A 25,713-nucleotide genomic window follows, 5' to 3' on the forward strand; every position below is an offset into this window, starting at 1 on the left:
GAGGCGGGGGTGCGCCGAGGGTGCACCCCCGCCTGCGCGCCACCCCCTGCCGCAGGCACGCCTTTCGGCGCAGGATGGTGGTCCACGCCCTGCGAGGGAGGAACGCATGCTCGGCGCGCCACTCGACCACGACGCCCCCGTGGCGGACCCGCGGGATCCGCGCAAGCCCTCCTCGCCGTTCCAGATCACCCGCCGCGCGTGGCGGTACGTCGCGCGCCGCGTGTTCCGCGAGTTCATCGACGACGAATGCCTCGACACCGCGGCGGCGTTGACGTTCTGGGGAACCCTCTCGGTCTTTCCCGGACTGCTCGCCGTCACCTCGCTGCTCGCCCTGATCGGACAGGGCGGCGCCATCCGCGAGATCCTCGGCCTCGCGCAGCAGGTCGCCCCCGGCCCGGTGCTCGAGGTGGTCGAGGAGCCCCTGCGGGCCTTCGCGGGGTCCCGGGCGGCGACCATCGGCTTCCTCACGGGCCTGGTCATCGCGCTCTGGTCGGCCTCCGGCTACGTCGCGGCCTTCACCCGGGCCATGAACCGCATCCTGGAGATCGAGGAGGGACGGCCGTTCTGGAAGCTGCGCCCGTTCCAGCTCCTCATCACAGTCGGGGCCATCCTGCTCGTGACGATCGTCGCCGTGATCCTCGTCGTCTCCGGTCCGGTCGCGGATGCCGTCGGCGAGGCGCTCGGCGTCGGTGCGACGCTGCGCATGGTGTGGGACGTCGCGAAGTGGCCCCTGCTGGGGGCGGTCGTCGTCATGGTGGTCGCCCTGCTCTACTACGCGACGCCGAACGCCCGTCAGCCGAAGTTCCGCTGGATCAGCCTCGGCGCCGTCATCGCGATCGTCCTCATGCTGCTCGCGTCGGGCGGGTTCGCGCTCTACGTCGCGAACTTCTCCAACTACGACCGCACGTACGGATCGCTCGCGGGCATCGTCGTGTTCCTGCTGTGGCTCTGGATCACGAACGCCGCGCTGCTGCTCGGCGCCGAGTTCAACGCGGAGCTCGAGCGCACCCGCCAGCTGCAGGCGGGGATCCCCGCGGAGGAGCGGCTCAGGATGCCGCCCCGTGGCACGCGCAGCATCGAGAAGGCCGCCGAGCGGCACCGCCGCAACCTCGAGCTCGGCCGTCGCATCCGAGAGGCGCCCGATGCGGAACCGGATCACGCCGGCGAGCGTGGCGAGGATCGGCGCGCCTGACCGGGATGCCCGCCCCGAGCCATCCGTTCGATGGAGGCCCCGCCCAGCGGGGCCGCCATAGACTGGCAGACGTGCCTGCAGTGAATCTCGGAATGCCCAAGGTCCCCGAAGTCCTCGCGCCCCGGCGCAAGTCGCGGCAGATCAAGGTGGGCAAGGTGCTCGTCGGCGGCGACGCTCCCGTGAGCGTGCAGTCGATGACGACGACGCCCACGCCGAACATCAACGCGACGCTCCAGCAGATCGCCGAGCTCACCGCGTCCGGTTGCGACATCGTCCGCGTCGCGGTGCCGAGCCGCGACGACGCCGAGGCACTGCCCATCATCGCGAAGAAGAGCCAGATCCCGGTCATCGCCGACATCCACTTCCAGCCGAACTACGTCTACGCCGCGATCGACGCGGGCTGCGCCGCCGTGCGCGTGAACCCGGGCAACATCCGCAAGTTCGACGACCAGGTCGGCGAGATCGCCCGCCGGGCGAAGGAGGCGGACGTCTCGATCCGCATCGGCGTCAACGCGGGCTCCCTCGACCCGCGCCTGCTGCAGAAGTACGGCAAGGCGACCCCGGAGGCGCTCGTCGAGTCGGCCGTCTGGGAGGCGAGCCTGTTCGAGGAGCACGACTTCCACGACTTCAAGATCTCGGTCAAGCACAACGACCCGATCGTCATGGTGAAGGCCTACCGCATGCTCGCCGAGCGGGGCGACTGGCCCCTGCACCTGGGCGTCACCGAGGCGGGGCCCGCCTTCCAGGGCACGATCAAGTCGGCGACCGCGTTCGGCATCCTGCTCTCCGAGGGCATCGGCGACACCATCCGCGTCTCGCTCTCCGCACCGCCGGTCGAGGAGGTCAAGGTCGGCCTGCAGATCCTGCAGTCGCTGAACCTTCGCGAGCGCAAGCTCGAGATCGTCTCGTGCCCGTCGTGCGGCCGCGCCCAGGTGGATGTCTACAAGCTCGCCAACGACGTCACCGACGGCCTCGAGGGCATGAGCGTCCCGCTGCGGGTCGCCGTGATGGGCTGCGTCGTGAACGGGCCGGGCGAGGCGCGCGAGGCCGACCTCGGCGTGGCATCCGGCAACGGCAAGGGGCAGATCTTCGTCAAGGGCGAGGTCATCAAGACCGTGCCCGAGGCCGAGATCGTCGAGACGCTCATCGCCGAGGCGAACCGCATCGCGGCCGAGATGGGCGTCGACGCGCCCGTCGGCTCGCCCACGGTCGTCACGCCATAGGACGCGGGCCAGTCGGTCGCAAGACCCTGTCGGCCCGCCGGCACGTCCGCTACCGTCGAGCCCGACGGCGCCGGGAGGGCGCGCGAGGGAGGACGGCGATGAGCGGAGACGGCTACGAGTACCCGGACGAGGCCGGGTACCCCGACGGGACGGGCACCCTGCACGAGGGGACCGACGATGCGCCGGAGTCGACCGGCGGCGAAGCGGACGATGCCGACGCGGCGGAGACCGAGCTGAACGAGTTCGCGATGGAGGACGAGGAGGACCTCGACGGGAACGTCTGATCCTCCGGAGCGATGCCGACCGAGCGGGCGGCCGACGGCCGCGGCATCCGCCCTGCATAGAATCGTCGGGTGCCCACACGCCTGACGAATTTCTTCCTCCGTACGCTCCGTGAAGACCCCGCCGACGCCGAGGTCGCGAGCCACAAGCTGCTCGTGCGCGCCGGCTACATCCGGCGCCAGGCGCCGGGCGTGTTCGCGTGGCTGCCGCTCGGCCTGCGCGTCAAGGCCAAGATCGAGCGCGTCGTGCGCGAGGAGATGGAGGCGGCCGGCGCGCACGAGGTGCACTTCCCGGCGCTGCTGCCGCGTGAGCCGTACGAGCAGACGGGCCGCTGGAGCGAGTACGGCGACGCCCTGTTCCGGCTCAAGGACCGCAAGGACGCCGACTACCTGCTGGCGCCCACGCACGAGGAGGTCTTCACGCTGCTCGTGAAGGACCTGTACTCGTCGTACAAGGAGCTGCCGCTCACGATCTACCAGATCCAGGACAAGTACCGCGACGAGGCGCGACCGCGCGCGGGACTCCTGCGCGGCCGCGAGTTCACGATGAAGGACGCCTACTCGTTCGACGTCTCCGACGCGGGGCTCGATGCGTCGTACCAGGCGCAGCGCGACGCGTACGAGCGCATCTTCAGCCGGCTCGGCCTGGACTACGTCATCGTGAACGCGGATGCCGGCGCCATGGGCGGCTCCAAGAGCGAGGAGTTCCTGCACCCGACGCCGGTCGGCGAGGACACCTTCGTGCGCTCGGCGGGCGGCTATGCGGCCAACGTCGAGGCGTTCACCACGATCGCGCCCGAGCCGATCCCGTTCGACGGGCTCCCGGCGGCCGAGGTGCTCGACTCGCCGAACACGCCAACGATCGCCACGCTCGTCGACCTCGCGAACCTCGAGTACCCGCGCCCCGACGGTCGCGACTGGGCCGCGGCCGACACCCTGAAGAACGTCGTGCTCGCGCTCACGCACCCCGACCACACGCGCGAGATCGTCGTCGTCGGCATTCCCGGCGATCGCGAGGTCGACGCCAAGCGCGTCGAGGTCGCGTTCGCGCCGGCCGAGGTCGAGGCCGCGACCGAGGAGGACTTCGCGAGGAACCCCGGTCTCGTGAAGGGCTACATCGGCCCGTGGTCGCCCGAGGGCGCCGTGCTCGGCGCCGACTCGTCGACCGGCATCCGCTACCTCGTCGACCCCCGCGTCGTCGACGGCACCGAGTGGATCACCGGCGCCAACCTCGACGAGAAGCACGTCTTCGGGCTCGTCGCCGGTCGCGACTTCGTCGCCGACGGCACGATCGAGGCGGCGAACGTGCGCGAGGGCGACCCGGCGCCCGACGGATCGGGGCCCGTCGAGCTGGCGCGCGGCATGGAGATCGGCCACGTCTTCCAGCTCGGTCGGAAGTACGCCGAGGCGCTCGGGCTCAAGGTGCTCGACGAGAACGGCAAGCTCGCGACCGTGACGATGGGCTCGTACGGCATCGGCGTGACCCGCATCCTCGCGATCATCGCCGAGCTGCACAACGACGACAAGGGCCTCGTCTGGCCCGCGTCGGTCGCGCCCTTCGACGTGCACGTGCTCGCGACCGGCAAGGACCAGGCGGCGTTCGAGGCCGCCGAGCGCATCGTCGCCGAGCTCGAGGCCGGCGGGCTCGACGTGCTGTTCGACGACCGCCCGAAGCTCTCGCCCGGCGTGAAGTTCGCCGACGCGGAGCTCATCGGCGTGCCGAAGATCGTGATCGCCGGTCGAGGCGTCGCCGACGGCGTCGTCGAGATCTGGGATCGTGCGACGGGCGAGCGCACCAGCGTCCCGATCGACGGCGTGCGCGCGGCGTTCGGCCGCTGAACGGCCTCGACTGACGCGGCGAGGGCCGGTGCGGATGCTCCGCACCGGCCCTCGCACTGCGCGGGCGCCTCACATGCGCGCGTAGCGCGCCCGGGCGAAGCAGTACGCCCCGTACACGATCAGGCCGGCCCCCACGAGCCAGAGCAGGATCGTCCCGAAGGGCAGGTCGGCGAGGCTCTTCAAGGCGGCATCGAGCCCGCCCGCCTTCTCCGGATCGTGCGTGAACGAGGCCACGAGCAGGAGGACGCCGACGACGCCGACCGCGATGCCCTTGGCGACGTAGCCCACGGTGCCGAGCGTGAGCACGCCCTTCCGCACCGGATCGGCGGGCAGCGACAGGTGCTTCGCGAAGCGCTGCGTGGCTCCGCGGTAGACGAACGCGATGCCGACGCCGACGATGACGAGCCCGACGAGGACGAGGAGGAAGACGCCGCCCGGCGCCGCGAGGACCTGCGCGGTCATCGTCTGCGACGACTGGTCGGAGTCGGAACTGCCACCGAGCGCGTACACGAGCGACGTGGCACCGATCGACACGTACGCGACCGCGGTCCCGACGTACTTGACCCGGTGGCCCCACTTCTTCTTCGTGTCCGGATCGCGCTCGAGGAACGCCTCGGTGACCTGCCAGATCGCGAGGGCGAACAGCCCGAGCGCGATCAGCCAGAGGAGCGCCAGGCCGAAGGGCAGGCTCGCAAGCTGCTGCATCGCGCCGCCCTGGTCGGCCTCGCCGCCTGCGCCCTGCGCGACCGAGATCGCGATTCCGCCGATGACCACGTGCACGATGCCGAGCACCACGTAGCCGACGCGCGCGGCGATTCGGAACGCGCGGGAGTTCTGCGCCGCGTTGGCCGCGGCCTTTCCGGAATCGGTCGTCATCCGCTCAGCGTAGCCACGGCGGGGCGTGCGCGGCAGGTCGTCGCTCGTGGTTGCGCTCGACTGATCGGGAGTGGTAGTCGCCCGCGCGCGCCCGGCGGCCCGTTCCCCGGCGTCCGCCGGTCGTTCACCGGCCGGACGCCGTCGCGTCGCCCGCCCGTCATGGGGAGCCGACAGGCTCGGCGCGTCCCTCCGGCCCGACGCGCGGGCGGCCGCGCACTGAACGAGGAGCCTCCATGACCATCCCCGAACTCCGTCTCACGCCGGTCTCGCACGCGATCGGCAAGCGGTCGCCCGTGACCTGCCGGCTCAAGTGCGCCGACGCGTGCCTCGGCCCCGAGTGCAACACCTCCTCGAACGCCCACTTCCGCGACATCGCGTCGCAGGCGATCTCGCGCCGCTCGGTGCTCGGCCTCGGCGTCGCGGGCGCGGTCGGCCTCGTGGTCGGCGGTGCGGCCGGCGGCTCCGCAGGTCCCGCGTTCGCGGCGAAGCCCGGCACCGCCGGTCTCGCGTTCACCCCGATCGCCCCCGTCGACCGCACCGTCGACGCGTTCACCGTTCCGGCCGGCTACCGCTGGCAGCCGATCATCCGCTGGGGCGACCCGCTGTTCTCCTCGGTGCCGGCGTTCGACTTCGATCACCAGACGGCCGAGGCCCAGGCCGGGCAGTTCGGGTACAACAACGACTACCTCGACATCATCGCCGACCCGTCCGGCAAGACCGGCGTGCTCGTCACCAACCACGAGTACGTGAACCCCGACCTCATGTTCACCCCGACGACCGACCCCGAGGAGCGCCGCCGCCGCGGCGAGATCTACAAGGCGGCGATGGGGATGGCCGTCGTCGAGGTGAAGCGCCGCCGCGTCGGCGACCCGTGGGAGCACGTCGTCGACGGCGCACGCAGCCGCCGGATCACCGTCGAGTCCGTCTTCGAGCTCACCGGCCCGGCCGCCGGCTCCGACCTCGTCACGACGGCCGCCGACCCCGAGGGCCGCTGGGTGAAGGGCACCCTCGGCAACTGCGCGGGCGGCACCACGCCGTGGGGCACCGTCCTCTCCGGCGAGGAGAACTTCAACGGCTACTTCGCCTGGGCCGCCGACACCGCAGAGCAGCGTCGCTACAGCGGCAGCTCGACGACGGCGACGGAGACCGGCTGGGAGCAGTACGACGAGCGCTTCGACGCGCACGACCCGCGCTACGTCAACGAACCGAACCGCTTCGGCTACATCGTCGAGATCGACCCGAGCGACCCCACATCCACGCCGAAGAAGCACACCGCGATGGGCCGCTTCAAGCACGAGGGCGCGAACGTCACGATCGCCGAGGACGGCCGCGTCGTGGCGTACATGGGCGACGACGAGCGGAACGACTACCTGTACAAGTTCGTCTCGAAGGGTCGGTACACCGCGGCGACCTCGACGGGCGCGCGTCGGAAGAACATGACGCTGCTCAGCGAGGGCGACCTGTTCGTCGCGCGCTTCTCGGGCAATTCGCCGGCCGCCGAGATCACCGGCACCGGCGCCATGCCCGCGGACGGGGCGTTCGACGGCACCGGCGAGTGGATCGCGCTCACCCGCGGCGGCGAGAGTGTCGTTCCCGGCATGACCACCGAGCAGGTCCTCGTCTACACGCGCCTCGCCGCCGACCTCATGGGCGCCACGAAGATGGACCGCCCCGAGGACGTCGAGCCGAATCCGCTCACCGGCAAGGTCTACCTCGCGCTGACGAACAACAGCCGTCGCACGGTCGCCACCCTCGACGAGGTCAACCCGATCACCGGCAACCGGTACGGTCACGTCGTCGAGCTCACCGAGACGTCGGGCCAGGCCGGAGAGACCTTCGGCTGGAGCATCCTGCTGCTCTGCGGCGACCCCGCCGTCACCGACTACACGTACTTCGCCGGCTTCCCCAAGGAGCTCGTCTCGCCGATCTCGTGCCCCGACAACGTCGCGTTCGACTCCGAGGGCAACCTCTGGATCTCGACCGACGGCGCCCCGAGCACGATCGGCTACAACGACGGCCTGTTCCGGGTGCCGCTCGAGGGCGACCAGCGGGGCAACGTGCAGCAGTTCCTCGCGGTCCCGCGCGAGGCCGAGACGTGCGGCCCCGTGATCCACGACCGCGAGGGCCTCGTGTTCGTCGCGGTGCAGCACCCGGGCGAGAACGGCGCGGTCGGCGCGCAGACGTCGTACTTCCCGGACTACGTCGCGACGCACTCGGGCGACAAGGTGGCCGCGCCGCGGCCATCGGTCGTGCAGGTCTGGAAGGGCTGAGCCGCCCCTGCGTCATGCCCGGCGGGGTCGCTGCGCAGGCGGTCCGGAGACGAGCGCGACGCCGACGGCCGAGACGACCGCGAACGCGGCGTCGGGCACCCAGGTGCCGAGCGCGGCGACCTGCCAGACGAAGAAGAGCGGGAACGCCCAGAGGCCGATGCGGACGACCCGCGAGCCGAGCCCGCCGATCACCGCGATGACGCCGAGCACGGCCGAAAGGGCGCCGAAGGAGGCGATGAGCACGGTCGCCGATGCCGGGAACGGGTCGTCGGCGAACAGGACCGACAGGGCGAACACCGCGGCGACGGCGAACAGGGCGACGAGGATCGCCTGCCCGGTCCGGACGCGCGCGCCGCGCCGCGCGCGATGATCGGGGGCGGAGCCCGCATGGCCGTCGGGTCCTGCGCCGGCAGCGCCTCCGAGGTCGGTCTGGGCAGTGGACATGGTCGTTCCCCTCTCGTGACCGCGAACCACGCGGCGGATCGGCTGATCCCGGTCGTTCCCGGCGACGCCAGCCTTTCGCGGCCCGCCGTGCGAGCGCACTGCGGTGGACCGCACGACCGCTGCGGTCGACCGCACGATCGTGCGCGGCCGATCGGTGGGATACTGCGGGCATGCCTCGGATGCGGTCGGCGATCGGTGCGGTCGTGCTCGCCGCGACGGCCGGCGCCGCGCTGGTCGTGGTGATGGTCGCGTCACCGCTCCCGCTCGCCGAGACCGTCCCCACGCTCATCGTCCCCGTGATGTTCGTGCTCGCCGGGTTCCTCGGCCCGATCTGGCGAGCGAGCGCGTTCACGTGCACCACCGTCGCCGGGATCGGGGTGCTGCACCTCGTGGCCCTGGCGGCCTCGGCGCTCGCGCTGGCCGATGCCGGACCGGGCCCCGCCTGGCATCTCGCCTCCCAGATCGCCTTCGTCGCCGGCTTCGGCCTGCTCGTGCCCCTCGCCGCCGGCTACCCCGACGGTCCCGCTCCCTCGTGGTCGCTGGTCGTCCTCGGTGCCGGCGTGGCCGTCCCCGTGCTCGCCGCGTTCGCCGGACCGACCCCGGTGGTCCTCGACGGCGCCACGATGCTCGGACCGGTCGCCGAGGTCCTGCCCGTCTGGATCGCCGCGGCGAGCGCGATCGTGTTCCTGCTGCCCGCGGCATCCGTCGTCGTCGGCCTGGTCCGGCTTGTGCGGGGCGACCGGGCGTTGCGTCGTCGGCTCGCCTGGCCGCTCGCTGCGCTCGCCGCGATGGCCGCGGTCGTCGCGGTCGGCGCCGCGTTCCAGTCGACCGCGACGGGACTCACGACGGCCCTGTTCCTCGCCTCCTCGCCGCTCGTGCCGGTCGGCCTGATCGCCGGTGCCCGCGTGGGCGACGACGCCGATGCGGATGCGGAGGCCCGTCGGCTGCGACGGGAACTCCAGTCGATCGCCGCGCGGCTCGAGGCCGCGTCGCGCGCGCTGCCGACCGGGCAGGCGGAGATCGCCGCACCGGAGCCGCGCACCGCCGACGCCGTGGGCCCCGACGCGCGACTCGATCGCCTCACCGACCGCGAGTCCGCGGTGCTCGCGCTCGTCGCGGCCGGCCGCAGCAACCCCGCGATCGCACGCGAACTGCACGTGTCGCTCTCGGCCGTGGAGAAGCACGTCAACGCGATCTTCCAGAAGCTCGAGCTGCAGCCCGGGCCCGACACGCACCGCCGCGTCGCGGCGAGCGTCGCCTACCTGCGGGATCGGCCCTGAGCGGCCGCCGGATACCCGTGAGACCCGCCCGGATAGCGAACGGATAGTGCCCTGATGCAGCCTCGGAGCACGAGAGGGGAGAACGTACCGCGCTCCCCGGCCGAGGGCGACGACCACATGCCGCCCGTTGCAGAGTCCGAGAGGTGGAGAGAATGATGTTCGAAGCGACCACTGATCGCAGCGGCGTGCATCGGAAGATCGCAGGAGTGGCGACGGCGGCCGCGCTGCTGCTCACCGGGTGCGCCTCCGGAGGCCAGGCCGGACAACCCGCGGCGACCGCGACCGCCGGATCGGATGCCGCCGCCGAGGCGGAGTGGGACGACCCGATCTGGGAGGCCTACGGCGAGGAGGGGGAGTTCGTCGAGGAGATCGACGGCGTCGCGGACGACTTCCCCGCGCAGTTCCCGCTCCCGGACGGGGAACTCGTCTACTCCGCCGTGGCTCCAGGGGTCTTCGACATGATCTTCGAGACCGACGAGCCGGAGCAGGCGCAGCAGTTGGCCGAGCGGATCGGCGAGATCGTTCCGCAGGTCTCGAACGGCCCACTCCGCAGCGGTGACGAGGGCGAGCACTGGGGCTTCGCCGACGACGACTTCGTCGTCGCGCTCGAGATGCGACCCGGTCCCGTCCCGCCGCCGATGGTGGCCATCACCGTCCTCGAGCGGTGACCCGACCCCGTTGACGTGTCCGTCGCACCGACCCACACTGCCATCATGACCGTGTGCGTGCTCGGTCCCCTCGACACCGGCGGGCCGGTGCTGAGCCCGAGGGAGCGGATCGTCCTGTCCGCCCTGGTCGTGCGGCGCGCGCGGCCGGTGTCGCCGGACGAGCTCGCCGACGCGTGCTGGGGTGAGCGGCTCCCGAAGACCTGGACGCAGCAGGTCCAGAACGCGATAGCCAGGATCCGATCGCGTCTCGGCAGGGACGCCGTGCTCACGGTCGGCGGCCGCTACCGACTCGGCATTCCGGATGACGCGGTCGACGCCGTGACGTTCGAGCGCGAGGTCTCCCGTGCGCGGCGATTCGGGTTGGAGGGTGCGCACGACCGCGCCGCTGCCGCCTATCGCCGCGCGCTCGACCTGTGGCGAGGCGACCCCTACCCGGACGTCCCCGACTGGCCGCCCGCTCGCGTCGAGGCGGCCCGCCTCGCCGAGATCCACGCCGACGCCGAGGAGGAGCTGCTCGACGCGCGACTCCGGCTGGGCGAGGACGCGGCGGTCATCCCGGATGCCGAGCGGATGGTGCGAGAGGCGCCGTTGCGCGAGCACCGCTGGGCCGTTCTCGCCCTCGCGAACTACCGTGCCGGGCGCCAGGCCGAGGCGGTCGGGGTACTCCGATCCGCCCGCGTGCGGATCGTGGAGGAGCTGGGGCTGGACCTCGGCGACGAGCTCCGCGGCCTCGAGGTCGACATCCTCCGCCACGACCCCGCACTCGAGCCGGACGTCGGACCCCCGGGCGGGCGGCCGGGCGGCGCGGACGAGTCGTGCCCGTACCGCGGACTCGTCGCCTACGACGTCGACGATGCGGCGGTGTTCTTCGGACGCGATCGCGACATCGGGGCGATCCTCGCCCGCGTCCGGCCCGGAGCGGTCGTCACGATCGTGGGCCCGAGCGGGTCGGGCAAGTCCTCGGTGCTGCGTGCCGGCGTGGTGCCGCGGCTGCGCGAGCAGGGCCGCAGCGTGGTCGTCATCACTCCGGACGAGTCGGGCCTGGCCGAGCTTCGCGACACGGTCTCGGGCGAGCCCGTCACGCTCGCGGTGGACCAGGCGGAGGAACTGCTCGAGCTGCCGGACGACGAGCTGCGCGAGCTCGGCGCGCTCATCCGCTCGTGGCTCGATGCCGGCGGCAGCATGGTCCTCACGCTCCGGTCCGATTTCCTGGACCGGGCCAGCGCGGTCCCGGTGATCGGCGCCGCGCTCGGGCAGGACGTCTACGCCCTCGCCCCGATGGACGAGGGCGGACTCCGTCTCGCGTGCACCGGGCCCGCGGAGGCCGCGGGTCTCTCGCTCGAGACCGGCCTGGTCGAGGTGATCCTCCGCGACGCCGGGAGTGGCGCCGCCATCCTCCCGGCGCTGTCCCACGCACTCGCGGCGACGTGGGGCCGTCGCGACGGCGCGACCCTCACCCTCGAGGGATACGACGCCGTCGGCGGGATCGCCGGCGCGATCGCCGGTTCCGCCGAGCAGGTCTACGGCGCCCTCGGCACGGAGGGGCGGGAGGTCTGCCGCTCGCTCATGATGCGACTCGTCGAGCGCACCCCCGAGGGCGCGACCGTCCGACGCCGCGTGCCGCTGGAGACGCTCGCCGACGGGGCAACGCGTCGCGCCGTCGTCGAGTCCCTCGTCGGGGCGAGGCTGGTCACGATCGACCGCGACTCCGCGATCATCGCGCACGAGGCCGTCGGTCGGGCCTGGCCGCGGCTGGACGCATGGCTCGACGAGGATGCCGGGGACGCGCGGATGCTGCGCCGGACCGAAGCCGCCGCTGCCGCGTGGGACGCCGCCGGACGACCCGACGACGAGCTCATGCGCGGTGCGAGCCTGCAGGCGACCGTGGAATGGCGGGAGCGCGCCGCTCCCGAGCTCACGAGCACCGAGTCCGACTACGTGGCGGCGTCGCTCGCCGCGCACCGCGATGAGGTGCGGGAACTGGAGGAGCGCGCGGAACGGGAGCGGGCGAGCAACCGCAGGCTTCGCGTCGCTCTCGCGGTGTCCGCGATCCTCGCGGTGATCGCCGTCATCGCCTCGGGCGTGGCGGTCGTCCGGAGTGCGGACGCCGAGGCCGCCGCCGAGGAGGTCCGCATCGAAGCGCTCACCTCGACGGCGTCGAGCGCGGCGACGGATCGGGAGGTCGCGGCGCTCGTGGCGGCGGAGGTCCACCGGCGCTGGCCCGAGGACCCGCGTGCCAGGATCGCGCTGGAGGGGGCCCTCGGCAATGCGGACGGGTTGGTGCGCACGGTGCGGTTCCCCGATGCCGTGAGCGTCGCCGCGGCGGTCGTCCCCGGAACCCGCACGGCCCTCATCGCCGTCGATCCGGCCGGGGAGGGCGGTGAGGCCGGCTCGGGTCCCGTCACGATGATCCTCGACCTCACGACGGGCGAGGTCGTGCGCGAACTGGACGTGGACCTGACGTCCCTCGGGGGCGAGGCGGCGCGCAGCGTGAGCCGCTCGGCCGCCTCGTACCGCCAGGTGATCGTCAGCGATGACGGGTCGACGGCGCTGATCCACACCCGTCGCCCCTCGTCGACCGAGCCGGAGTCCTGCTGCGTGAGCGACCTCGTCGGCGTGCCCCTTCGATCGAGCGGGTTCGCGCTCGAGGCGACGACCCTGGCAGTGGATCTCACGGATCGCCCGGTGCTCGCCCCCGACGGCCGCGCCGCCTACCTGCTCCTGCGGGGTGCCGGCGAGCCGGCGATGATCGACCTGACGACCGGCCGCCTCATCCGCCCTCCTGAGGCCGCAGCGGCGTCCGAGGACGGGATCGGCCTCCAGCGGCTCGCGCTCGTCGACGGCCGCCTGTACGTCGGCGCCCGCGACCACCTCCGTGTCTACGACGCCGAATCGCTCGCGCTCACCGAGGTCATCGACCTTCCCGTCGACGGGAACCTCTCGATGACCTCGCTCCTGCTGGCGTCGGACGGGAGCGGCGGGCTGTTGGCGATGTCCTCCGACCGGGCGGCGCGGATCCGCGTGCCATCGGGTGACGTGGACTGGGTCCGGACGGATCTCCGATGCCGGACGGTGATCGTCGCCCCGGTATCCGGCTTCCTCTGCAGCCGCGTCGACGGGATCTGGTCGTACGACCTCGACAGCGGGCAGCCGCTCCGCAGGGTCTTGGAGCCGCTTCCGTCGTCGACGTCCACGATGGATCGGGTCGTCGGCACCTCCGAGATCGTGACCGTCACGCGCGATCCCGCCACCATCCGGCGTTGGCGACCGGACGGCGGAATCGCCGCCCGCGACGTCGACGCGATGCGCGTCGCGGCGTGCGCGCTCGCGTCGCGCCAGCTCACGAGGACCGAATGGGCGGACCACTTCGGTGATGAGCCGTACCGACGCACCTGCCCCGACGCGCCCTGACCGGCGGCACTCGCCGACTCAGGAGAGCGCGACCGCCTTCGCCGCACGCTCGCCCGACTCGACGGCGCCGTTCAGGAAGCCGAAGTAGTAGACGCTGGTGTGCTCGCCCGCGAAGTGCACGTTGCCCTCCGGCACCGCGGCGACGCCGAACAGCTCGGTGTACTGGCCGGGACGCTGGCAGGTGTAGGCGCCCTTCGACCACGGGTTGGCCCACCAGGCGTCGCGGTACGAGCGGCCCGTGTACGCCGCGGTGACGCCGGGGAAGATCGGCTCGAGCTGTGCGAGGTAGGAGTTCACCTGCGCGGTGGGGGCCACGCCGAACGGGTCGCCCTTCCAGGCCTTGACCTGGTCACCGGCCGGGAAGAAGTTGAACACCCCCGCGGGCAGCGGCTGGTCGGCCGTGTCGTCCCAGCCGCACTGGAAGCCCTCCTTGTTCGTGTACGCCGCGCCGCCGTAGCCCTGCTCGACCCAGGGGCGGCGCGAGAGCTCGACGTGGATCTTCGAGTTCGCGCCGAGGCCCACCTCGGCGATCGCACGGCGCTTCAGCGCCGAGAATCCCGACTGGGACAGGTCGCAGTCCTTGAGCGTCGTGAACGGCAGCGCCAGGATCGCGCGATCGGCGACGACGTCGATGGTCGAGTTGCCCGAGCGGAAGCTCAGCCGGACCGTGCCGTTCGCGAGTTGCGCGACCGCGACGAGCTCCCTGCCGTACTGCACCGTCCCGGCCGGGAGCTGGTCGATCATCCGCGAGACCAGCAGGTCGTTGCCCCCGCGGACGGTGTACTTCTCATCGGCGCCGTTCACGGGCGCGAGGCTGTTCTGCGAGTTCCAGCCGAGCAGGTAGACGAGGTTGAGCGCCGACTGCTCGTGCGGTTCGAGGCCGTACTCGGCCATGACGTTCGACTGCATGAGCTTGGCGAACGGGCTCGCGAGCCCGCCGGGGACCTTCTGCTGCAGCCACTCGTCGACGGTCATGCGGTCGAGCGCGACCCCCGCCGCCGTCTGCACGTCGTAGGTCTGGCAGTACGGCGCGGCCGCGAGGTCGGCCTTGAAGGCCTGGTAGACGGCGCCCCAGTCCTCGTTCGCGTCGTCGTACGGGTAGTCGACGCCGTCGATCCAGTACTTGTCCTCCCAGCCCTGGTAGCTGCCGCCGGCGACGACGTCCAGGCTCAGGCCGAGGTTCGAGGCGAGGTTGCGGGTGGCATTGTGGTCGGTGTTGATGAGCGCGCCGCCGTGCTCGACGACGAAGCCGTTCGAGAAGTGGTCGCGCAGCGACCAGCACCGGCCGCCGGCCCGCGAGTCCGCTTCGTAGACGGTCGAGGCGATGCCCTTGACCCGCCACAGCCAGTGCGCGGCGCGCAGGCCGGCGAGTCCCGCGCCGACGATGGCGACGCGGGGTGCGGGGGGCTTCGCTGCGCTCGCCGCGTGGGCGGGGCCGGCCATCGCGAGCGCGGCGCCGGCGCCGATGGCCGCGCCGCCGCGGAGCAGCGTGCGCCTCGAGATGCCGGGCGGGCCGTCGTCCGCGCGGCCGAGCACGTCCTCGACGGGAACGCCCGTGCGATCGGATTCGGCGTGTGCGCGGATGATGCGTCCGATGCGCGCCGACGTGGGGGTGGTGCCCATTCGTCCTGCCATGATGAGAGCCTCGCAATCCGGTGCAGTGGGGGAGGAGTGCTGCTTAACATGTTGCTTAGTGCTATTGAGCAGCAATCCATGCCCGGCGTCAACACCTGTCCGGGCCGCGGGGGTGACGGCGGTGGGCGATGAGGGCGTCGGCGAGCAGGTCCGCCGGTACCGCACGGCGAGGCGGATGTCGCAGCGCGCCCTCGGCGCACAGGTCGGGGTCACCTCGGGCTTCCTGAGCCAGCTCGAGACCGGCCGCGCGAACGCGAGCGTCGCGACGCTCCGGCGCCTCGCGGACGCGCTCGGCGTGTCGCTCGGCGACCTCGTGGCCCCGGGGCCGGTCCCCGCGGGCCGGGTCGTGCGCGCCGGGCAACGCCGCAGGTTCTCCGCGAGCGACGGCATGGTGAAGTGGTTCCTCACCGAACCGCCCCACGGGCACGTCGAGATGTACGCCGTCACGATCGAGCCCGGGGGATCGACGGGGCCGCGGCAGTATCGCCACGGCGACTCCGAGGAGGTCATCCTCGTGACGCGCGGCGACGTCCGCGTCGAACTCGGCGACGAGGTCTACGAGCTCGGCCCGGGCGACAGCATCGTGTTCGCGAGCAGCACGCCGCACCGGGTCGCGAACACCGCGGACGAAGGCGCCGAGCTCGTCTGGGTGAACTCGCCGCCGACGCCCGAGTGAGCAGCGTCGCGCTGCGGCTCAGTCCTCGTGGTGCAGGTGGTCGCGGTGCTTCTCGGCCTGGTGCCTCGAGGTCGACACGTCGATCGGGCCGGTGACCGAACGTTCGTCGACCCAGCACTCGATGCCCGAGACGTCCGGGAGCAGGTCGCGCGTGAACACGGGATCGCGCCCCTGCCGTCGCTGGCTCGTGTAGTCGCGGAGCAGCCGGAACGCGATGCCCGAGAGCAGGGCGATTGCGATGAGGTTCACGATCGCCATGAGGCCCATGACCCCGTCGGCCGTGTTCCAGACGAGGTCGGATGCGGCGACCGAGCCGACGAAGATCGCAACGACGACGAGCGAGCGGTAGGTCGTGAGCAGCCACGGCTTCGGCGAGATGAACTCGATGTTCGACTCGCCGTAGTAGTAGTTGCCGAGGATCGAGCTGAACGCGAGCAGGAACACGACGATCGTGAGCAGGATGCTCGCCCACGGCCCGAGGTTCGCGACCATCGCGTCCTGCGTGAGGCCGATGCCGCGTTCCGCGCCCGCGAGGTCGGGGTTCGAGACGAGGATGATGAACGCCGTGATGGTGCACACGAGGAACGTGTCGAAGTAGACGCCGAGCGTCTGCACGAGTCCCTGCTTGACCGGGTGCGTGACCGCGGCGCTCGCGCCGGCGTTCGGCGCCGAGCCGAGGCCCGCCTCGTTCGAGAACATGCCGCGCTTGACGCCCGTGAGGATGATCGTGCCGAGCGTCGCCCCGACCACCTCGTTGAAGCCGAACGCCTCGGTGAAGATCGAGGCGAACACCTCGGGCAGGCGCGTGATGTTCATCGCGACGATGATGAGCCCGACCAGGAGGTACAGCAGCGCCATCAGCGGGACCACGGCCTGCGTGACGTGCGCGATGCGGCGCACGCCGCCGAAGACGACGAGCCCGGTGAGCACGGCGAGCACCGCCCCGGCGACCCATGCGATCCACTCGGCGCCGCCGTCGGGCGCGACCGCCCCGGTCAGCGACGCGCTGATCGTGTTCGCCTGCAGCGACGAGAACGCGAACGGGAAGCAGACGATCAGGATGACCGCGAAGAGGATGCCGGCCCATCGGGCCTTGAGGCCGCGCTCGATGTAGTACGCCGGTCCGCCGCGGAAGCCGTCCTTGTCGCGCACCTTGAAGAGCTGCCCGAGGCTCGACTCGACGAACGCGCTGGCGCCGCCGATGAAGGCCATGAGCCACATCCAGAAGATCGCGCCGGGCCCGCCGATCGCGATCGCGGTGCCGACGCCCGCGATGTTGCCGACGCCCACGCGCGAAGCCGCGGAGATCGTGAACGCCTGGAATGCGGAGACCGACTGCGGCTCGCCCGACTCGTCGCGCGGGGTCTTGTCGGTGAGGGTCCGGAACATCTCGGGGATGAGTCGGAACTGCACGACGCCGGAGCGCACCGTGAAGTAGAGGCCGAGCAGCACCACGACGGGCAGCACGATCCAGGTCCAGAGCGTGTCGCCCGCGGCGAGCACGAGGTCGTTGAGCGCGTCCATCCCGCAAGCATGCCAGCCGCTGCGAGGGAACCTCGGGAACCCGGCTGGATCGGCGTGTGGATCGGCGTGGTCGCGGTCGAGGCGACGTCGTCGGCGCGTGCGGACGGAGCCCGCGTCATCCGGTACGCTTGAGTGTTCCGCCCGAGAGGGGAGGGCGGACCGAGAGCTGAATAGAGGAGGCCGTAATGGACATCGACCTCAGCGTGCTCCGAATGATGGAGCGCGAGAAGGAGATCCCGTTCGACGAACTGGTGCAGATCATCGAGCAGGCGATCCTGATGGCCTACCTCAAGCACACCAACCCCGGCCAGCACGGCCACGCGAACCCGAAGGGCGCACGCGCGCACCTCGACCGGAAGACCGGCCACGTCTCGGTCTTCGTCCCCGAGTACGACGAGGAGGGGAACGTCGTCGGCGAGGCCGAGGACTCCCCGAGCGACTTCGGCCGCATCGCCGCCTTCGCCGCGAAGCAGGTCATCAACCAGCGCCTGCGCGACATCGCGGATGACGCCGTCCTCGGCGAGTTCCGCGGTCGCGAGGGCGACATCGTCGCGGGCATCATCCAGCAGGGCCCGAACCCCCGCATGGTGCACATCGACCTCGGCACCGTCGAGGCGATCCTGCCGCCCGAGGAGCAGGTGCCCGGCGAGGAGTACCCGCACGGCCAGCGGATCCGCGTCTACGTGACGAGCGTCGCCAAGGGCGCGAAGGGGCCGTCGATCACGGTCTCGCGCACCCACCCCGCGCTCGTCCGCAAGCTCTTCGCCCTCGAGGTGCCGGAGATCGCCTCCGGCGTCGTCGAGATCGTCTCGCTCGCGCGCGAGGCCGGTCACCGGACGAAGATCGCGGTCCGGGCGAACCAGCCCGGCGTGAACGCGAAGGGCGCCTGCATCGGCGAGCTCGGGCAGCGCGTGCGCGCGGTCACCGCCGAGCTCGGCAGCGAGAAGATCGACATCGTCGACTGGAACGAGGACCTGTCCACGTTCGTGGCGTCGGCGTTGTCGCCGGCCAAGGTGACGAGCGCCTACGTGATCGACGAGGGCACCCGCGCCGTGCGGGCCCTGGTCCCCGACTACCAGCTCTCGCTCGCCATCGGCAAGGAGGGCCAGAACGCCCGCCTCGCGGCCAAGCTCACCGGCGCGAAGATCGACATCCAGCCGGATTCGATCCTCGACCAGGCGTGAGGCTCGCCGACCGCCCGGGCAGCGGTCGGAAGACGCCCAGCGTGGAGGTGTAGGATGGGTCCGGTCAGAACGTGCATCGGATGCCGTTCGCGCGCCCCGCGGTCCTCACTTCTGAGGGTCGTCGCCCAGCACACCAGAGTCGTCGTCGATACGTCGGCGGTGCTCCCCGGGCGCGGCGCGTGGCTGCATCCGACGCCCGAGTGCTTCCGACTCGCCCAGCGACGGCGCGCCTTCGGGCGCGCGCTTCGCGTGAGCGGCGAGCTGGACACTTCCGAAGTAGAGAACAGGCTGAACGGCTAATGGACAACTCATGAGCGGCTCGAAATGAGACCCGTCCGCCATTGATGGTCCGCCCCTGTCCCGGGGTCGGACCCGGAACAGGAGAAAAGTGGCTGCCAAACCACGCGTACACGAGATCGCCAGCGAGCTCGGCGTCGACAGCAAGGTCGCGCTCGAGAAGCTGAAGGAGATGGGCGAATACGTCAAGGGCCCGTCGTCCTCGATCGAACCCCCCGTCGCACGTCGCCTCCGGGCCGCCCTCGAGGGCGCCGGCGCGGCGAGCAAGCCGGCAGCGGCGCCCAAGCCCGCCGGCGCGAAGCCCGGCCCCAAGCCGGCACCGAAGCCCGAGGCAGCGCCGCCGGCCGAAGCTCCCATGAGCGTCGCCGAGCGCCAGGCCGAGGCCGAGAAGCGCGCCGCGGCCGCGGCCGCCGAGAAGACCACGCCCGAGAAGGCGCCCGCCCCGGCGGCATCCGCCGAGACCGCAGCGCCGTCGGCGCCGCGCCCCGGTTCCGCGCCGAAGCCCGGCGCGCCGAAGCAGGCCGACGTCGCGCGCCCCGGTGCGCCGAAGCCCGGCCAGAGCGCCCCGCGCTCCGGCGGTCCCCGCCCCGGAGCCCCGCGCCCCGGCAACAACCCCTACTCGAGCTCCCAGGGCATGGGCCAGCGTCCGAGCCAGCCGCGTCCGGGCAACAACCCGTTCTCGAGCTCGCAGGGCATGGGCCAGCGCCCGACCCCGGGCAACATCCCGCGGCCCCAGCCCCCGCGTCCCGGTTCGCCGCGCCCCGGCGCACCGCGTCCGGGCGGCGGCGGTGGCGGCGGTCGTCCCGGTGGCTTCCAGCGCCCCGGCGGCGGCGGTGGCGGCGGTCCGCGTCCCGGCGGCGCCGGCGGCGGGTTCCGTCCGGGCGGTGCGCCCGGCGGCGGCTTCGGCGGCCCGCGCCCCGGTGGAGGCGGCGGCCGCGGTCGCGGCCCCGGCGGCGGCACCGCGGGTGCCTTCGGTCGCGGCGGCGGCAAGAGCAAGGCCCGCAAGTCCAAGCGGACGAAGCGGCAGGAATTCGAGATGCGGGAGGCCCCGTCGCTCGGCGGCGTGAGCGTCCCGCGCGGCGACGGCAGCACCGTCATCCGCCTGCGCCGCGGCGCCTCGATCTCCGACTTCGCCGACAAGATCGACGCGAACCCCGGTTCGCTCGTCACGGTGCTGTTCCACCTCGGTGAGATGGCGACCGCGACGGAGTCGCTCGACGAGGCCACCTTCGAGGTGCTCGGCGCCGAGCTCGGCTACAAGATCCAGGTCGTCTCGCCCGAGGACGAGGACCGCGAGCTGCTCGAGGGCTTCGACATCGACCTCGACCAGGAGCTCGAGGACGAGACCGACGAGGACCTCCAGCAGCGTCCTCCGGTGGTCACCGTCATGGGCCACGTCGACCACGGTAAGACGCGACTGCTCGACGCCATCCGCAACGCGAACGTCGTCGCAGGCGAGGCCGGCGGCATCACCCAGCACATCGGTGCGTACCAGGTGCACACCGAGCACGACGGGATCGACCGCGCGATCACCTTCATCGACACCCCGGGTCACGAGGCGTTCACCGCCATGCGTGCCCGTGGTGCGCAGGTGACCGACATCGCGATCCTCGTGGTCGCGGCCGACGACGGCATCATGCCGCAGACGATCGAGGCGCTGAACCACGCCCAGTCGGCCAATGTGCCGGTCGTGGTCGCGGTGAACAAGATCGACAAGCCCGACGCCAACCCCGCCAAGGTGCGCCAGCAGCTCACCGAGTTCGGCCTCGTGGCCGAGGAGTACGGCGGCGACGTGCTGTTCGTCGACGTGTCGGCGAAGAACGACATCGGCATCCAGGACCTGCTCGACGCGGTGCTCCTCACCGCCGACGCCGGTCTCGACCTGCGCGCCAACCCCGACAAGGACGCGCGCGGCGTGGCCATCGAGGCGAAGCTCGACAAGGGGCGCGGCGCCGTGGCGACCGTGCTCATCCAGTCGGGCACGCTGAAGGTCGGCGACGCGATCGTCGCGGGCACGGCCTACGGCCGCGTCCGCGCGATGACGGACGAGAACGGCGACGCGGTCGCCGCGGCGACCCCGTCGCGTCCGGTCCAGGTGCAGGGCCTCTCGAGCGTCCCGCGCGCCGGTGACACCTTCCTCGTCACCGAGGAGGACCGCACGGCCCGCCAGATCGCCGAGAAGCGCGAGGCCGCCGAGCGCAACGCGCAGCTGGCCAAGGCCCGCAAGCGCATCTCGCTCGAGGACTTCACGCGTGCCCTCGAGGAGGGCAAGGTCGAGGCGCTCAACCTCATCATCAAGGGCGACGTGTCGGGTGCCGTGGAGGCGCTCGAGGAGTCGCTGATGAAGATCGAGGTCGACGACTCGGTCCAGCTGCGCATCCTCCACCGCGGCGTGGGTGCCGTCACCGAGAGCGACATCGACCTGGCGACGATCGACAACGCGATCGTCATCGGGTTCAACGTCCGCCCCGACGTGAAGGCGCGCGAGCGCGCCGCCCGTGAGGGTGTCGACGTGCGCTTCTACAACGTCATCTACAACGCGATCGACGACATCGAGAACTCGCTGAAGGGCATGCTCAAGCCCGAGTTCGAAGAGGTGCAGTCGGGTGTCGCCGAGATCCGCGAGGTGTTCCGCTCCTCGAAGTTCGGCAACATCGCCGGTGTCATCGTGCGGTCGGGAACGATCACGCGAAACGCCAAGGCACGCGTCATCCGCGACGGCGTCGTGGTCGGCGACAACCTCGCGATCGAGTCGCTCCGCCGGTTCAAGGACGATGTCACCGAGGTCCGCACGGACTTCGAGGCGGGCATCGGCCTCGGCAAGTACAACGACATCCAGGTCGGCGACGAGATCGAGACCATCGAGATGCGCGAGAAGCCGCGGGCCTAGGCCCTCGGTGCGGGGCCCCGTTCGTCGACGCGATGAGCGGGGCCCCGACCCCTCCACCAGAACCGAAGGGACCGCACCGGGCGACGCCGCAGCCGCGGCATCCGGAGCGGAACGGAAAGGCAGGCCATCATGGCCGATCCGCAGCGGGCCAGGAAGCTGGCCGACCGCATCAAGGAGATCGTGGCGCGTCGCCTCGACAAGGGTCTTCGCGACCCGCGCCTCGGGTTCGTCACGATCACCGACGTCCGCGTCACGGGCGACCTCCAGCACGCCAGCATCTTCTACACCGTGTACGGCACCGACGAGGAGCGCCGCGACTCGGCGCTCGCGCTGAAGGCCGCCACCGGCATGCTCCGCACCGAGGTGGGGCGCAACATCACGGCCCGACTGACCCCGACGCTCGAGTTCATCGCGGACGCGATCCCCGAGAACGCCCAGCACATCGAGGAGCTGCTCCGCGAGGCGCGCGAGCGCGACGCCGAGACCTCGGCGCTCGCGGCCGGCGCGCAGTACGCGGGCGACGCCGACCCCTACCTCACCCCGCGCGACCTCGACGAGGACGAGGACGAGGTCGGCGAGGAGTCCGCGGCGCGCTGATCGCGCACGCATCCGCCGTCGTGCGGTTCCGCACGCCACGCCGATGGTCGCACGGCCCTGTCGTGGGCCGCGACGCCCGGGTACACTGCGGGCGTCGGCGGTACCCGGTCGACGACCCGAATGGGTGGTGCCGGCGTGTCGACAGGAGGAGTTGGCATGACGAGCGCACGACCGGTCATCCTCGTGGTCGCACGGGACGTCGGCGCGCGCACCTCCGTGGTCACCGAACTCGAGCGCCGCTACCGCAACGACTACGACGTCATGGCCGCGCACCATGAGCAGGAGGCCGCCGAACGCATCGACGCACTCGCCGACGAGGGCGGCCTGCTCGCGCTCATCCTCGCCGACCGCGCGGGCGACCTCGACGGGCGGACCGTCTTCTCGCACGCTCGACGCCGATTCCCCGACGTCCGACGCGGACGCCTCATCGAGTGGGGGCAGTGGGGCGATGCCGCCGTGCGCGAGGAGATCCTCTCGCTCATGGCCGCAGCCGAGCTGGAGTACTACGTGATCCGCCCGTGGCACTCGCCCGACGAGTACTTCCACCGCACGATCACCGAGTTCCTCCTCGAATGGGAGCGCTCGATCGGCCTGCGGCCCAGGGAGGTCGCGGTGATCGGGAAGGCCGGCCTGCCGCGCACGCACGAACTCCGGAGCCTCCTCGCCCGGGGCGGCATCCCGCACGAGTGGCTCGAGCCCGGCTCGGATGCCGCGCGCGAACGGCTGGCGGCGGTCGGCGTCGAGGGCGAGGTGCCCGACGTCCCCGTCGTGCTGCTGCTGGACGGCCGGATGCTGCGCGACCCGGGCAACGCCGAGCTGGCGGCCGCCTACGGGCTCACGACGACGCTCGACGGGGAGGCCGACGTGGTCGTGGTCGGCGCCGGACCCGGAGGGCTCGCCGCGGCGGTCTATGCGGCATCCGAGGGCCTGGACGTCCTCGTCGTCGAGCGGGAGTCGATCGGCGGACAGGCCGGCTCGAGCTCGCTGATCCGCAACTACCTCGGTTTCTCGCGCGGCATCTCGGGTTCGGAGCTCGCACAGCGGGCGTACCAGCAGGCGTGGGTGTTCGGCGCGCGCTTCGCGCACGCGCGCGAGGCGGTCGGCATCGAGCGCGACGGCGACGGGTTCCGCGTGCGCGTCGCGCCCGAGGACTGCATCCGCTGCTCGTCGATCGTGCTCGCGACCGGGGTGTCGTACCGACGTCTCGACGTCGACGAGCTGAAGCCGTTCGAGGGCGCCGGCGTGTACTACGGGGCCTCGGCGATCGAGGCGCAGGGCATGGCGGGGCGGCACGTCACGATCATCGGCGGCGGCAACTCGGCAGGTCAGGCGGCGCTGCACCTGTCTCGCTATGCGGCATCCGTCACGGTCCTCGTGCGCGGTACGGGGCTGGCCGCCAGCATGTCGCAGTACCTCATCGACCAGCTCGTCGCGCAGGGCGTCGCCGTGCGCACGCGGGCCGAGGTCGTCGGCGGGGGCGGCGACGGCGTGCTGGAGCGCATCCGCGTGCGGGATCGCGACACGGGGGAGGAGCGCGACGTGGAGTGCGGCGGGCTCTTCGTGCTGATCGGCGCGGCGCCGCGCACCGAGTGGCTGCCGCCGGAGATCCTGCGCGATCGGTGGGGATACGTGCTCACGGGGCCGGAGGTCGTCGCCGAGGGGGAACGGGCGAACTGGCCCCTCGAGCGCGAGCCGTTCCCGCACGAGACGAGCGTGCCCGGCGTGTTCGCCGTCGGCGACGCCCGTCGCGGTTCGGTCAAGCGCGTCGCCTCGGCGGTGGGCGAGGGCTCGGTCGTGGTGTCGTCGGTGCACCGGCGCATCGCCGAGGTGGAGACCGGCGCGGTCGAGCCGCCGATCGCGGCGGCGCCGATCGCGGCGACCCTGCCCGCGGTTCCGCCGGCGACCGCACCCCCGCAGGCGCCCCCGCCCCCGCATGCGGGAACGGCCGAGCCGGCGAGACACGGCGCGGAGGCGTCCGGGCCGTGACCGACCTCGCGCCCGGCACCGGCCCGACGGCACCGCCGCCGACCGCCGGGCGCGTCTTCTGGACCATCGCGATCCTCGCGATCCCGCTCGCGGGTCTCGCCCTGCTCATCGCCCGGCCTGCGCTCGACCTCGAGTGGGAGCACCAGCCGACGCACTTCTGGCTGGTGCTCGCCGCCGGCGCCATCAACGCCGCGCTCGCGTGGGCGGTCGCCGCCGCGGCGAGGCTGCGCCACGACGCGCGCCTGGTGCTCGTGTCGCTGTCGTTCCTCGCCGCGGCCGGATTCCTCGCGCTCCACGCGCTCGCCACGCCGGGCGTGCTCCTCTCGGGCAGCAACACCGGGTTCGCGCTCGCCACCCCGGTCGGCCTCACGATCGCCGCGGTGTTCGCGGCCTGGTCGAGCGCCGACCTCGACGGGGCGCACGGCACCCGGGTGCTGCGGCTGGCCCCGTGGCTCGTGGGCGCGCTCGTCGGGGTGATGCTGCTCTGGGCGGCCGCATCGCTGCTCGAGGTCGGGCCCCTCGCCGCCCCGCCGCCCGAACGCATGACGGGCCCGTTCGTCGTGCTCGCGGTCGTCGGCCTCGCCTGCTACGCCGTGGCGGTCGTCAGGTACTTCCGGATGCCCCGGCACGCCGCGTCGCCGCTGCCGCTCGCATTCGCCGCAGCGTTCACCCTCCTCGCCGAGGCCGAGATCGCGGTCGTGTTCGGCCGCAACTGGCACCTGTCGTGGTGGGAGTGGCACGTGCTCATGCTCGCCGCGTTCGTGCTCATCGTGATCGCGGCGCAGCGGTCGTGGCGGGAGGAGCGCTGGTCGGGCCTCTACACGCGCGACACCGCGGCGGGCGAGCGCGAGGTGTCGGTGCTCTTCGCCGACCTGGCCGGATTCACGAGCTTCTCGGAGGCGCACGACCCGGCCGAGGTCACCGCGACGCTGAACGCGTACTTCAGCGACGTGATCCCGCCCCTCGTGGAGCGGTTCGGAGGCCGCGTGGACCGGCTGATCGGGGACGCGGTCATGGTCGTGTTCGAGGATGCCGGGTCGGCCGCATCGCACGCGAGCCGGGCGGCGGGCGCGGCGCTCGCACTCCAGGAGGCCGCGGTCGCGGTGCAGGCCGACCATCCGGACTGGCCGCGGTTCCGGGTCGGGGTGAACTCGGGCGTGGCGAACGTCGGCATCCTGGGCACGGGCGGCGGGCGCACCTACACCGTGATCGGCGACGCCGTGAACGTGGCCTCACGCCTCGAGGGCTCGGCTCCGGTCGGCGGGGTCGCGATCGGCGCGGAGACCGCACGGCTCCTCGGCGGGTCGGCCGTGCTCCGGCCCCTCGGCGCCCTCACGGTGAAGGGTCGCCGGGCGCCGGTCGAGGCGTTCGAGCTCATCGGGCTCGACGCGGAGTAGCGGCGCGGGTCCGCACCGCGGCGATCGCCGGCGAACCGGCCGG

Annotated in this window: 19 protein-coding genes; 15 read left to right on the forward strand and 4 right to left on the reverse strand. The window is 72.2% G+C overall.

Annotated features, from left to right (window positions below; translation table 11 throughout):
• Window positions 1-106 precede the first annotated feature (106 nt).
• From ACFVHK_RS04900 to ACFVHK_RS04915, 4 genes are all read left to right on the forward strand, one after another.
• Window positions 107-1,192 carry a YihY/virulence factor BrkB family protein gene (locus ACFVHK_RS04900; RefSeq protein ID WP_376927856.1) on the forward strand — a complete coding sequence of 362 codons (1,086 nt, stop codon included), beginning with the start codon at window positions 107-109 and terminating at the stop codon, window positions 1,190-1,192.
• Between the two features lie 92 nt (window positions 1,193-1,284).
• Entirely contained in the window at window positions 1,285-2,415 is a 1,131-nt protein-coding gene (gene ispG / locus ACFVHK_RS04905) for a flavodoxin-dependent (E)-4-hydroxy-3-methylbut-2-enyl-diphosphate synthase (RefSeq protein ID WP_129233216.1), read from the forward strand.
• A 98-nt stretch (window positions 2,416-2,513) separates the two neighbouring features.
• A complete protein-coding gene (locus tag ACFVHK_RS04910) occupies window positions 2,514-2,699 on the forward strand; it encodes a hypothetical protein (RefSeq protein ID WP_376927857.1) in 186 nt (61 codons plus the stop codon).
• Window positions 2,700-2,768: 69 nt separating this feature from the next.
• Entirely contained in the window at window positions 2,769-4,535 is a 1,767-nt protein-coding gene (locus tag ACFVHK_RS04915; protein WP_376927858.1) for a proline--tRNA ligase, read from the forward strand.
• A 69-nt stretch (window positions 4,536-4,604) separates the two neighbouring features.
• On the opposite strand, the gene ACFVHK_RS04920 is transcribed toward ACFVHK_RS04915, so the two are convergent.
• Window positions 4,605-5,411, reverse strand: coding sequence for a DUF1206 domain-containing protein (locus tag ACFVHK_RS04920; RefSeq protein WP_376927859.1), 807 nt, complete (start codon window positions 5,409-5,411; stop codon window positions 4,605-4,607).
• 233 nt (window positions 5,412-5,644) lie between these two features.
• Between ACFVHK_RS04920 and ACFVHK_RS04925 the strand changes: the two genes are divergently transcribed.
• On the forward strand, window positions 5,645-7,681 hold the full coding sequence (locus tag ACFVHK_RS04925) for a PhoX family protein (protein WP_376927860.1): 2,037 nt from the start codon (window positions 5,645-5,647) through the stop codon (window positions 7,679-7,681).
• Window positions 7,682-7,693: 12 nt separating this feature from the next.
• Here ACFVHK_RS04925 and ACFVHK_RS04930 read toward each other — a convergent pair whose 3' ends face one another.
• Window positions 7,694-8,125, reverse strand: a complete 432-nt coding sequence (locus ACFVHK_RS04930) for a hypothetical protein (protein WP_376927861.1) — start codon at window positions 8,123-8,125, stop codon at window positions 7,694-7,696.
• 170 nt (window positions 8,126-8,295) lie between these two features.
• Between ACFVHK_RS04930 and ACFVHK_RS04935 the strand changes: the two genes are divergently transcribed.
• The 3 genes from ACFVHK_RS04935 to ACFVHK_RS04945 all read left to right on the forward strand — a co-directional run bounded on the left by ACFVHK_RS04935 (window position 8,296) and on the right by ACFVHK_RS04945 (window position 13,484).
• Window positions 8,296-9,405 (forward strand): helix-turn-helix transcriptional regulator, encoded by a 1,110-nt coding sequence (locus tag ACFVHK_RS04935; protein ID WP_376927862.1) that lies wholly within the window; start codon window positions 8,296-8,298, stop codon window positions 9,403-9,405.
• A 152-nt stretch (window positions 9,406-9,557) separates the two neighbouring features.
• Window positions 9,558-10,073 (forward strand): hypothetical protein, encoded by a 516-nt coding sequence (locus ACFVHK_RS04940; protein WP_376927863.1) that lies wholly within the window; start codon window positions 9,558-9,560, stop codon window positions 10,071-10,073.
• Between the two features lie 45 nt (window positions 10,074-10,118).
• Window positions 10,119-13,484: an nSTAND1 domain-containing NTPase gene (locus ACFVHK_RS04945; protein WP_376927864.1), complete on the forward strand. Its 3,366-nt coding sequence runs from the start codon at window positions 10,119-10,121 to the stop codon at window positions 13,482-13,484.
• An 18-nt stretch (window positions 13,485-13,502) separates the two neighbouring features.
• Here the strand turns inward: ACFVHK_RS04945 and ACFVHK_RS04950 are convergent, their stop codons facing one another.
• Window positions 13,503-15,119: a flavin monoamine oxidase family protein gene (locus tag ACFVHK_RS04950; protein WP_376927865.1), complete on the reverse strand. Its 1,617-nt coding sequence runs from the start codon at window positions 15,117-15,119 to the stop codon at window positions 13,503-13,505.
• A 121-nt stretch (window positions 15,120-15,240) separates the two neighbouring features.
• Here ACFVHK_RS04950 and ACFVHK_RS04955 point away from each other — a divergent pair, with 121 nt between their 5' ends.
• Complete coding sequence (locus ACFVHK_RS04955) at window positions 15,241-15,795, forward strand: helix-turn-helix domain-containing protein (protein ID WP_376927866.1); 555 nt, start codon at window positions 15,241-15,243, stop codon at window positions 15,793-15,795.
• An 18-nt stretch (window positions 15,796-15,813) separates the two neighbouring features.
• On the opposite strand, the gene ACFVHK_RS04960 is transcribed toward ACFVHK_RS04955, so the two are convergent.
• Complete coding sequence (locus tag ACFVHK_RS04960) at window positions 15,814-17,319, reverse strand: alanine/glycine:cation symporter family protein (protein WP_129235334.1); 1,506 nt, start codon at window positions 17,317-17,319, stop codon at window positions 15,814-15,816.
• A 185-nt stretch (window positions 17,320-17,504) separates the two neighbouring features.
• Here ACFVHK_RS04960 and nusA point away from each other — a divergent pair, with 185 nt between their 5' ends.
• From nusA to ACFVHK_RS04990, 6 genes are all read left to right on the forward strand, one after another.
• The gene (nusA, locus tag ACFVHK_RS04965; RefSeq protein ID WP_376927867.1) at window positions 17,505-18,503 is read left to right on the forward strand and encodes a transcription termination factor NusA; all 999 of its coding nucleotides are present in this window, start codon (window positions 17,505-17,507) and stop codon (window positions 18,501-18,503) included.
• Between the two features lie 54 nt (window positions 18,504-18,557).
• Window positions 18,558-18,803, forward strand: a complete 246-nt coding sequence (locus tag ACFVHK_RS04970; protein ID WP_376927868.1) for a YlxR family protein — start codon at window positions 18,558-18,560, stop codon at window positions 18,801-18,803.
• An 88-nt stretch (window positions 18,804-18,891) separates the two neighbouring features.
• A complete protein-coding gene (gene infB, locus ACFVHK_RS04975) occupies window positions 18,892-21,690 on the forward strand; it encodes a translation initiation factor IF-2 (RefSeq protein ID WP_376927869.1) in 2,799 nt (932 codons plus the stop codon).
• Between the two features lie 129 nt (window positions 21,691-21,819).
• Window positions 21,820-22,287 (forward strand): 30S ribosome-binding factor RbfA, encoded by a 468-nt coding sequence (gene rbfA / locus ACFVHK_RS04980; protein WP_376927870.1) that lies wholly within the window; start codon window positions 21,820-21,822, stop codon window positions 22,285-22,287.
• Window positions 22,288-22,443: 156 nt separating this feature from the next.
• Window positions 22,444-24,273, forward strand: coding sequence for an FAD-dependent oxidoreductase (locus tag ACFVHK_RS04985; RefSeq protein WP_376927871.1), 1,830 nt, complete (start codon window positions 22,444-22,446; stop codon window positions 24,271-24,273).
• Window positions 24,270-25,670, forward strand: a complete 1,401-nt coding sequence (locus ACFVHK_RS04990) for an adenylate/guanylate cyclase domain-containing protein (protein ID WP_376927872.1) — start codon at window positions 24,270-24,272, stop codon at window positions 25,668-25,670. The genes ACFVHK_RS04985 and ACFVHK_RS04990 overlap by 4 nt, the downstream gene beginning before the upstream one ends.
• The last annotated feature ends 43 nt before the right edge of the window (window positions 25,671-25,713 follow it).

The sequence above is a fragment of the Agromyces binzhouensis genome (assembly GCF_042672355.1).
GTDB lineage: Bacteria > Actinomycetota > Actinomycetes > Actinomycetales > Microbacteriaceae > Agromyces > Agromyces binzhouensis.

Bases quoted from the DNA above. Each gene is read 5' to 3' on its own strand.
- ispG (WP_129233216.1), top strand. From the start codon at position 1,285: ATGCCCAAGGTCCCCGAAGTCCTCGCGCCCCGGCGCAAGTCGCGGCAG.
- ACFVHK_RS04920 (WP_376927859.1), bottom strand. From the start codon at position 5,411: ATGACGACCGATTCCGGAAAGGCCGCGGCCAACGCGGCGCAGAACTCC.
- ACFVHK_RS04945 (WP_376927864.1), top strand. From the start codon at position 10,119: ATGACCGTGTGCGTGCTCGGTCCCCTCGACACCGGCGGGCCGGTGCTG.
- ACFVHK_RS04935 (WP_376927862.1), top strand. From the start codon at position 8,296: ATGCCTCGGATGCGGTCGGCGATCGGTGCGGTCGTGCTCGCCGCGACG.
- ACFVHK_RS04925 (WP_376927860.1), top strand. From the start codon at position 5,645: ATGACCATCCCCGAACTCCGTCTCACGCCGGTCTCGCACGCGATCGGC.
- ACFVHK_RS04950 (WP_376927865.1), bottom strand. From the start codon at position 15,119: ATGGCAGGACGAATGGGCACCACCCCCACGTCGGCGCGCATCGGACGC.
- ACFVHK_RS04970 (WP_376927868.1), top strand. From the start codon at position 18,558: ATGGGTCCGGTCAGAACGTGCATCGGATGCCGTTCGCGCGCCCCGCGG.
- ACFVHK_RS04960 (WP_129235334.1), bottom strand. From the start codon at position 17,319: ATGGACGCGCTCAACGACCTCGTGCTCGCCGCGGGCGACACGCTCTGG.
- ACFVHK_RS04910 (WP_376927857.1), top strand. From the start codon at position 2,514: ATGAGCGGAGACGGCTACGAGTACCCGGACGAGGCCGGGTACCCCGAC.
- rbfA (WP_376927870.1), top strand. From the start codon at position 21,820: ATGGCCGATCCGCAGCGGGCCAGGAAGCTGGCCGACCGCATCAAGGAG.
- ACFVHK_RS04900 (WP_376927856.1), top strand. From the start codon at position 107: ATGCTCGGCGCGCCACTCGACCACGACGCCCCCGTGGCGGACCCGCGG.
- nusA (WP_376927867.1), top strand. From the start codon at position 17,505: ATGGACATCGACCTCAGCGTGCTCCGAATGATGGAGCGCGAGAAGGAG.
- ACFVHK_RS04985 (WP_376927871.1), top strand. From the start codon at position 22,444: ATGACGAGCGCACGACCGGTCATCCTCGTGGTCGCACGGGACGTCGGC.
- ACFVHK_RS04930 (WP_376927861.1), bottom strand. From the start codon at position 8,125: ATGTCCACTGCCCAGACCGACCTCGGAGGCGCTGCCGGCGCAGGACCC.
- ACFVHK_RS04940 (WP_376927863.1), top strand. From the start codon at position 9,558: ATGATGTTCGAAGCGACCACTGATCGCAGCGGCGTGCATCGGAAGATC.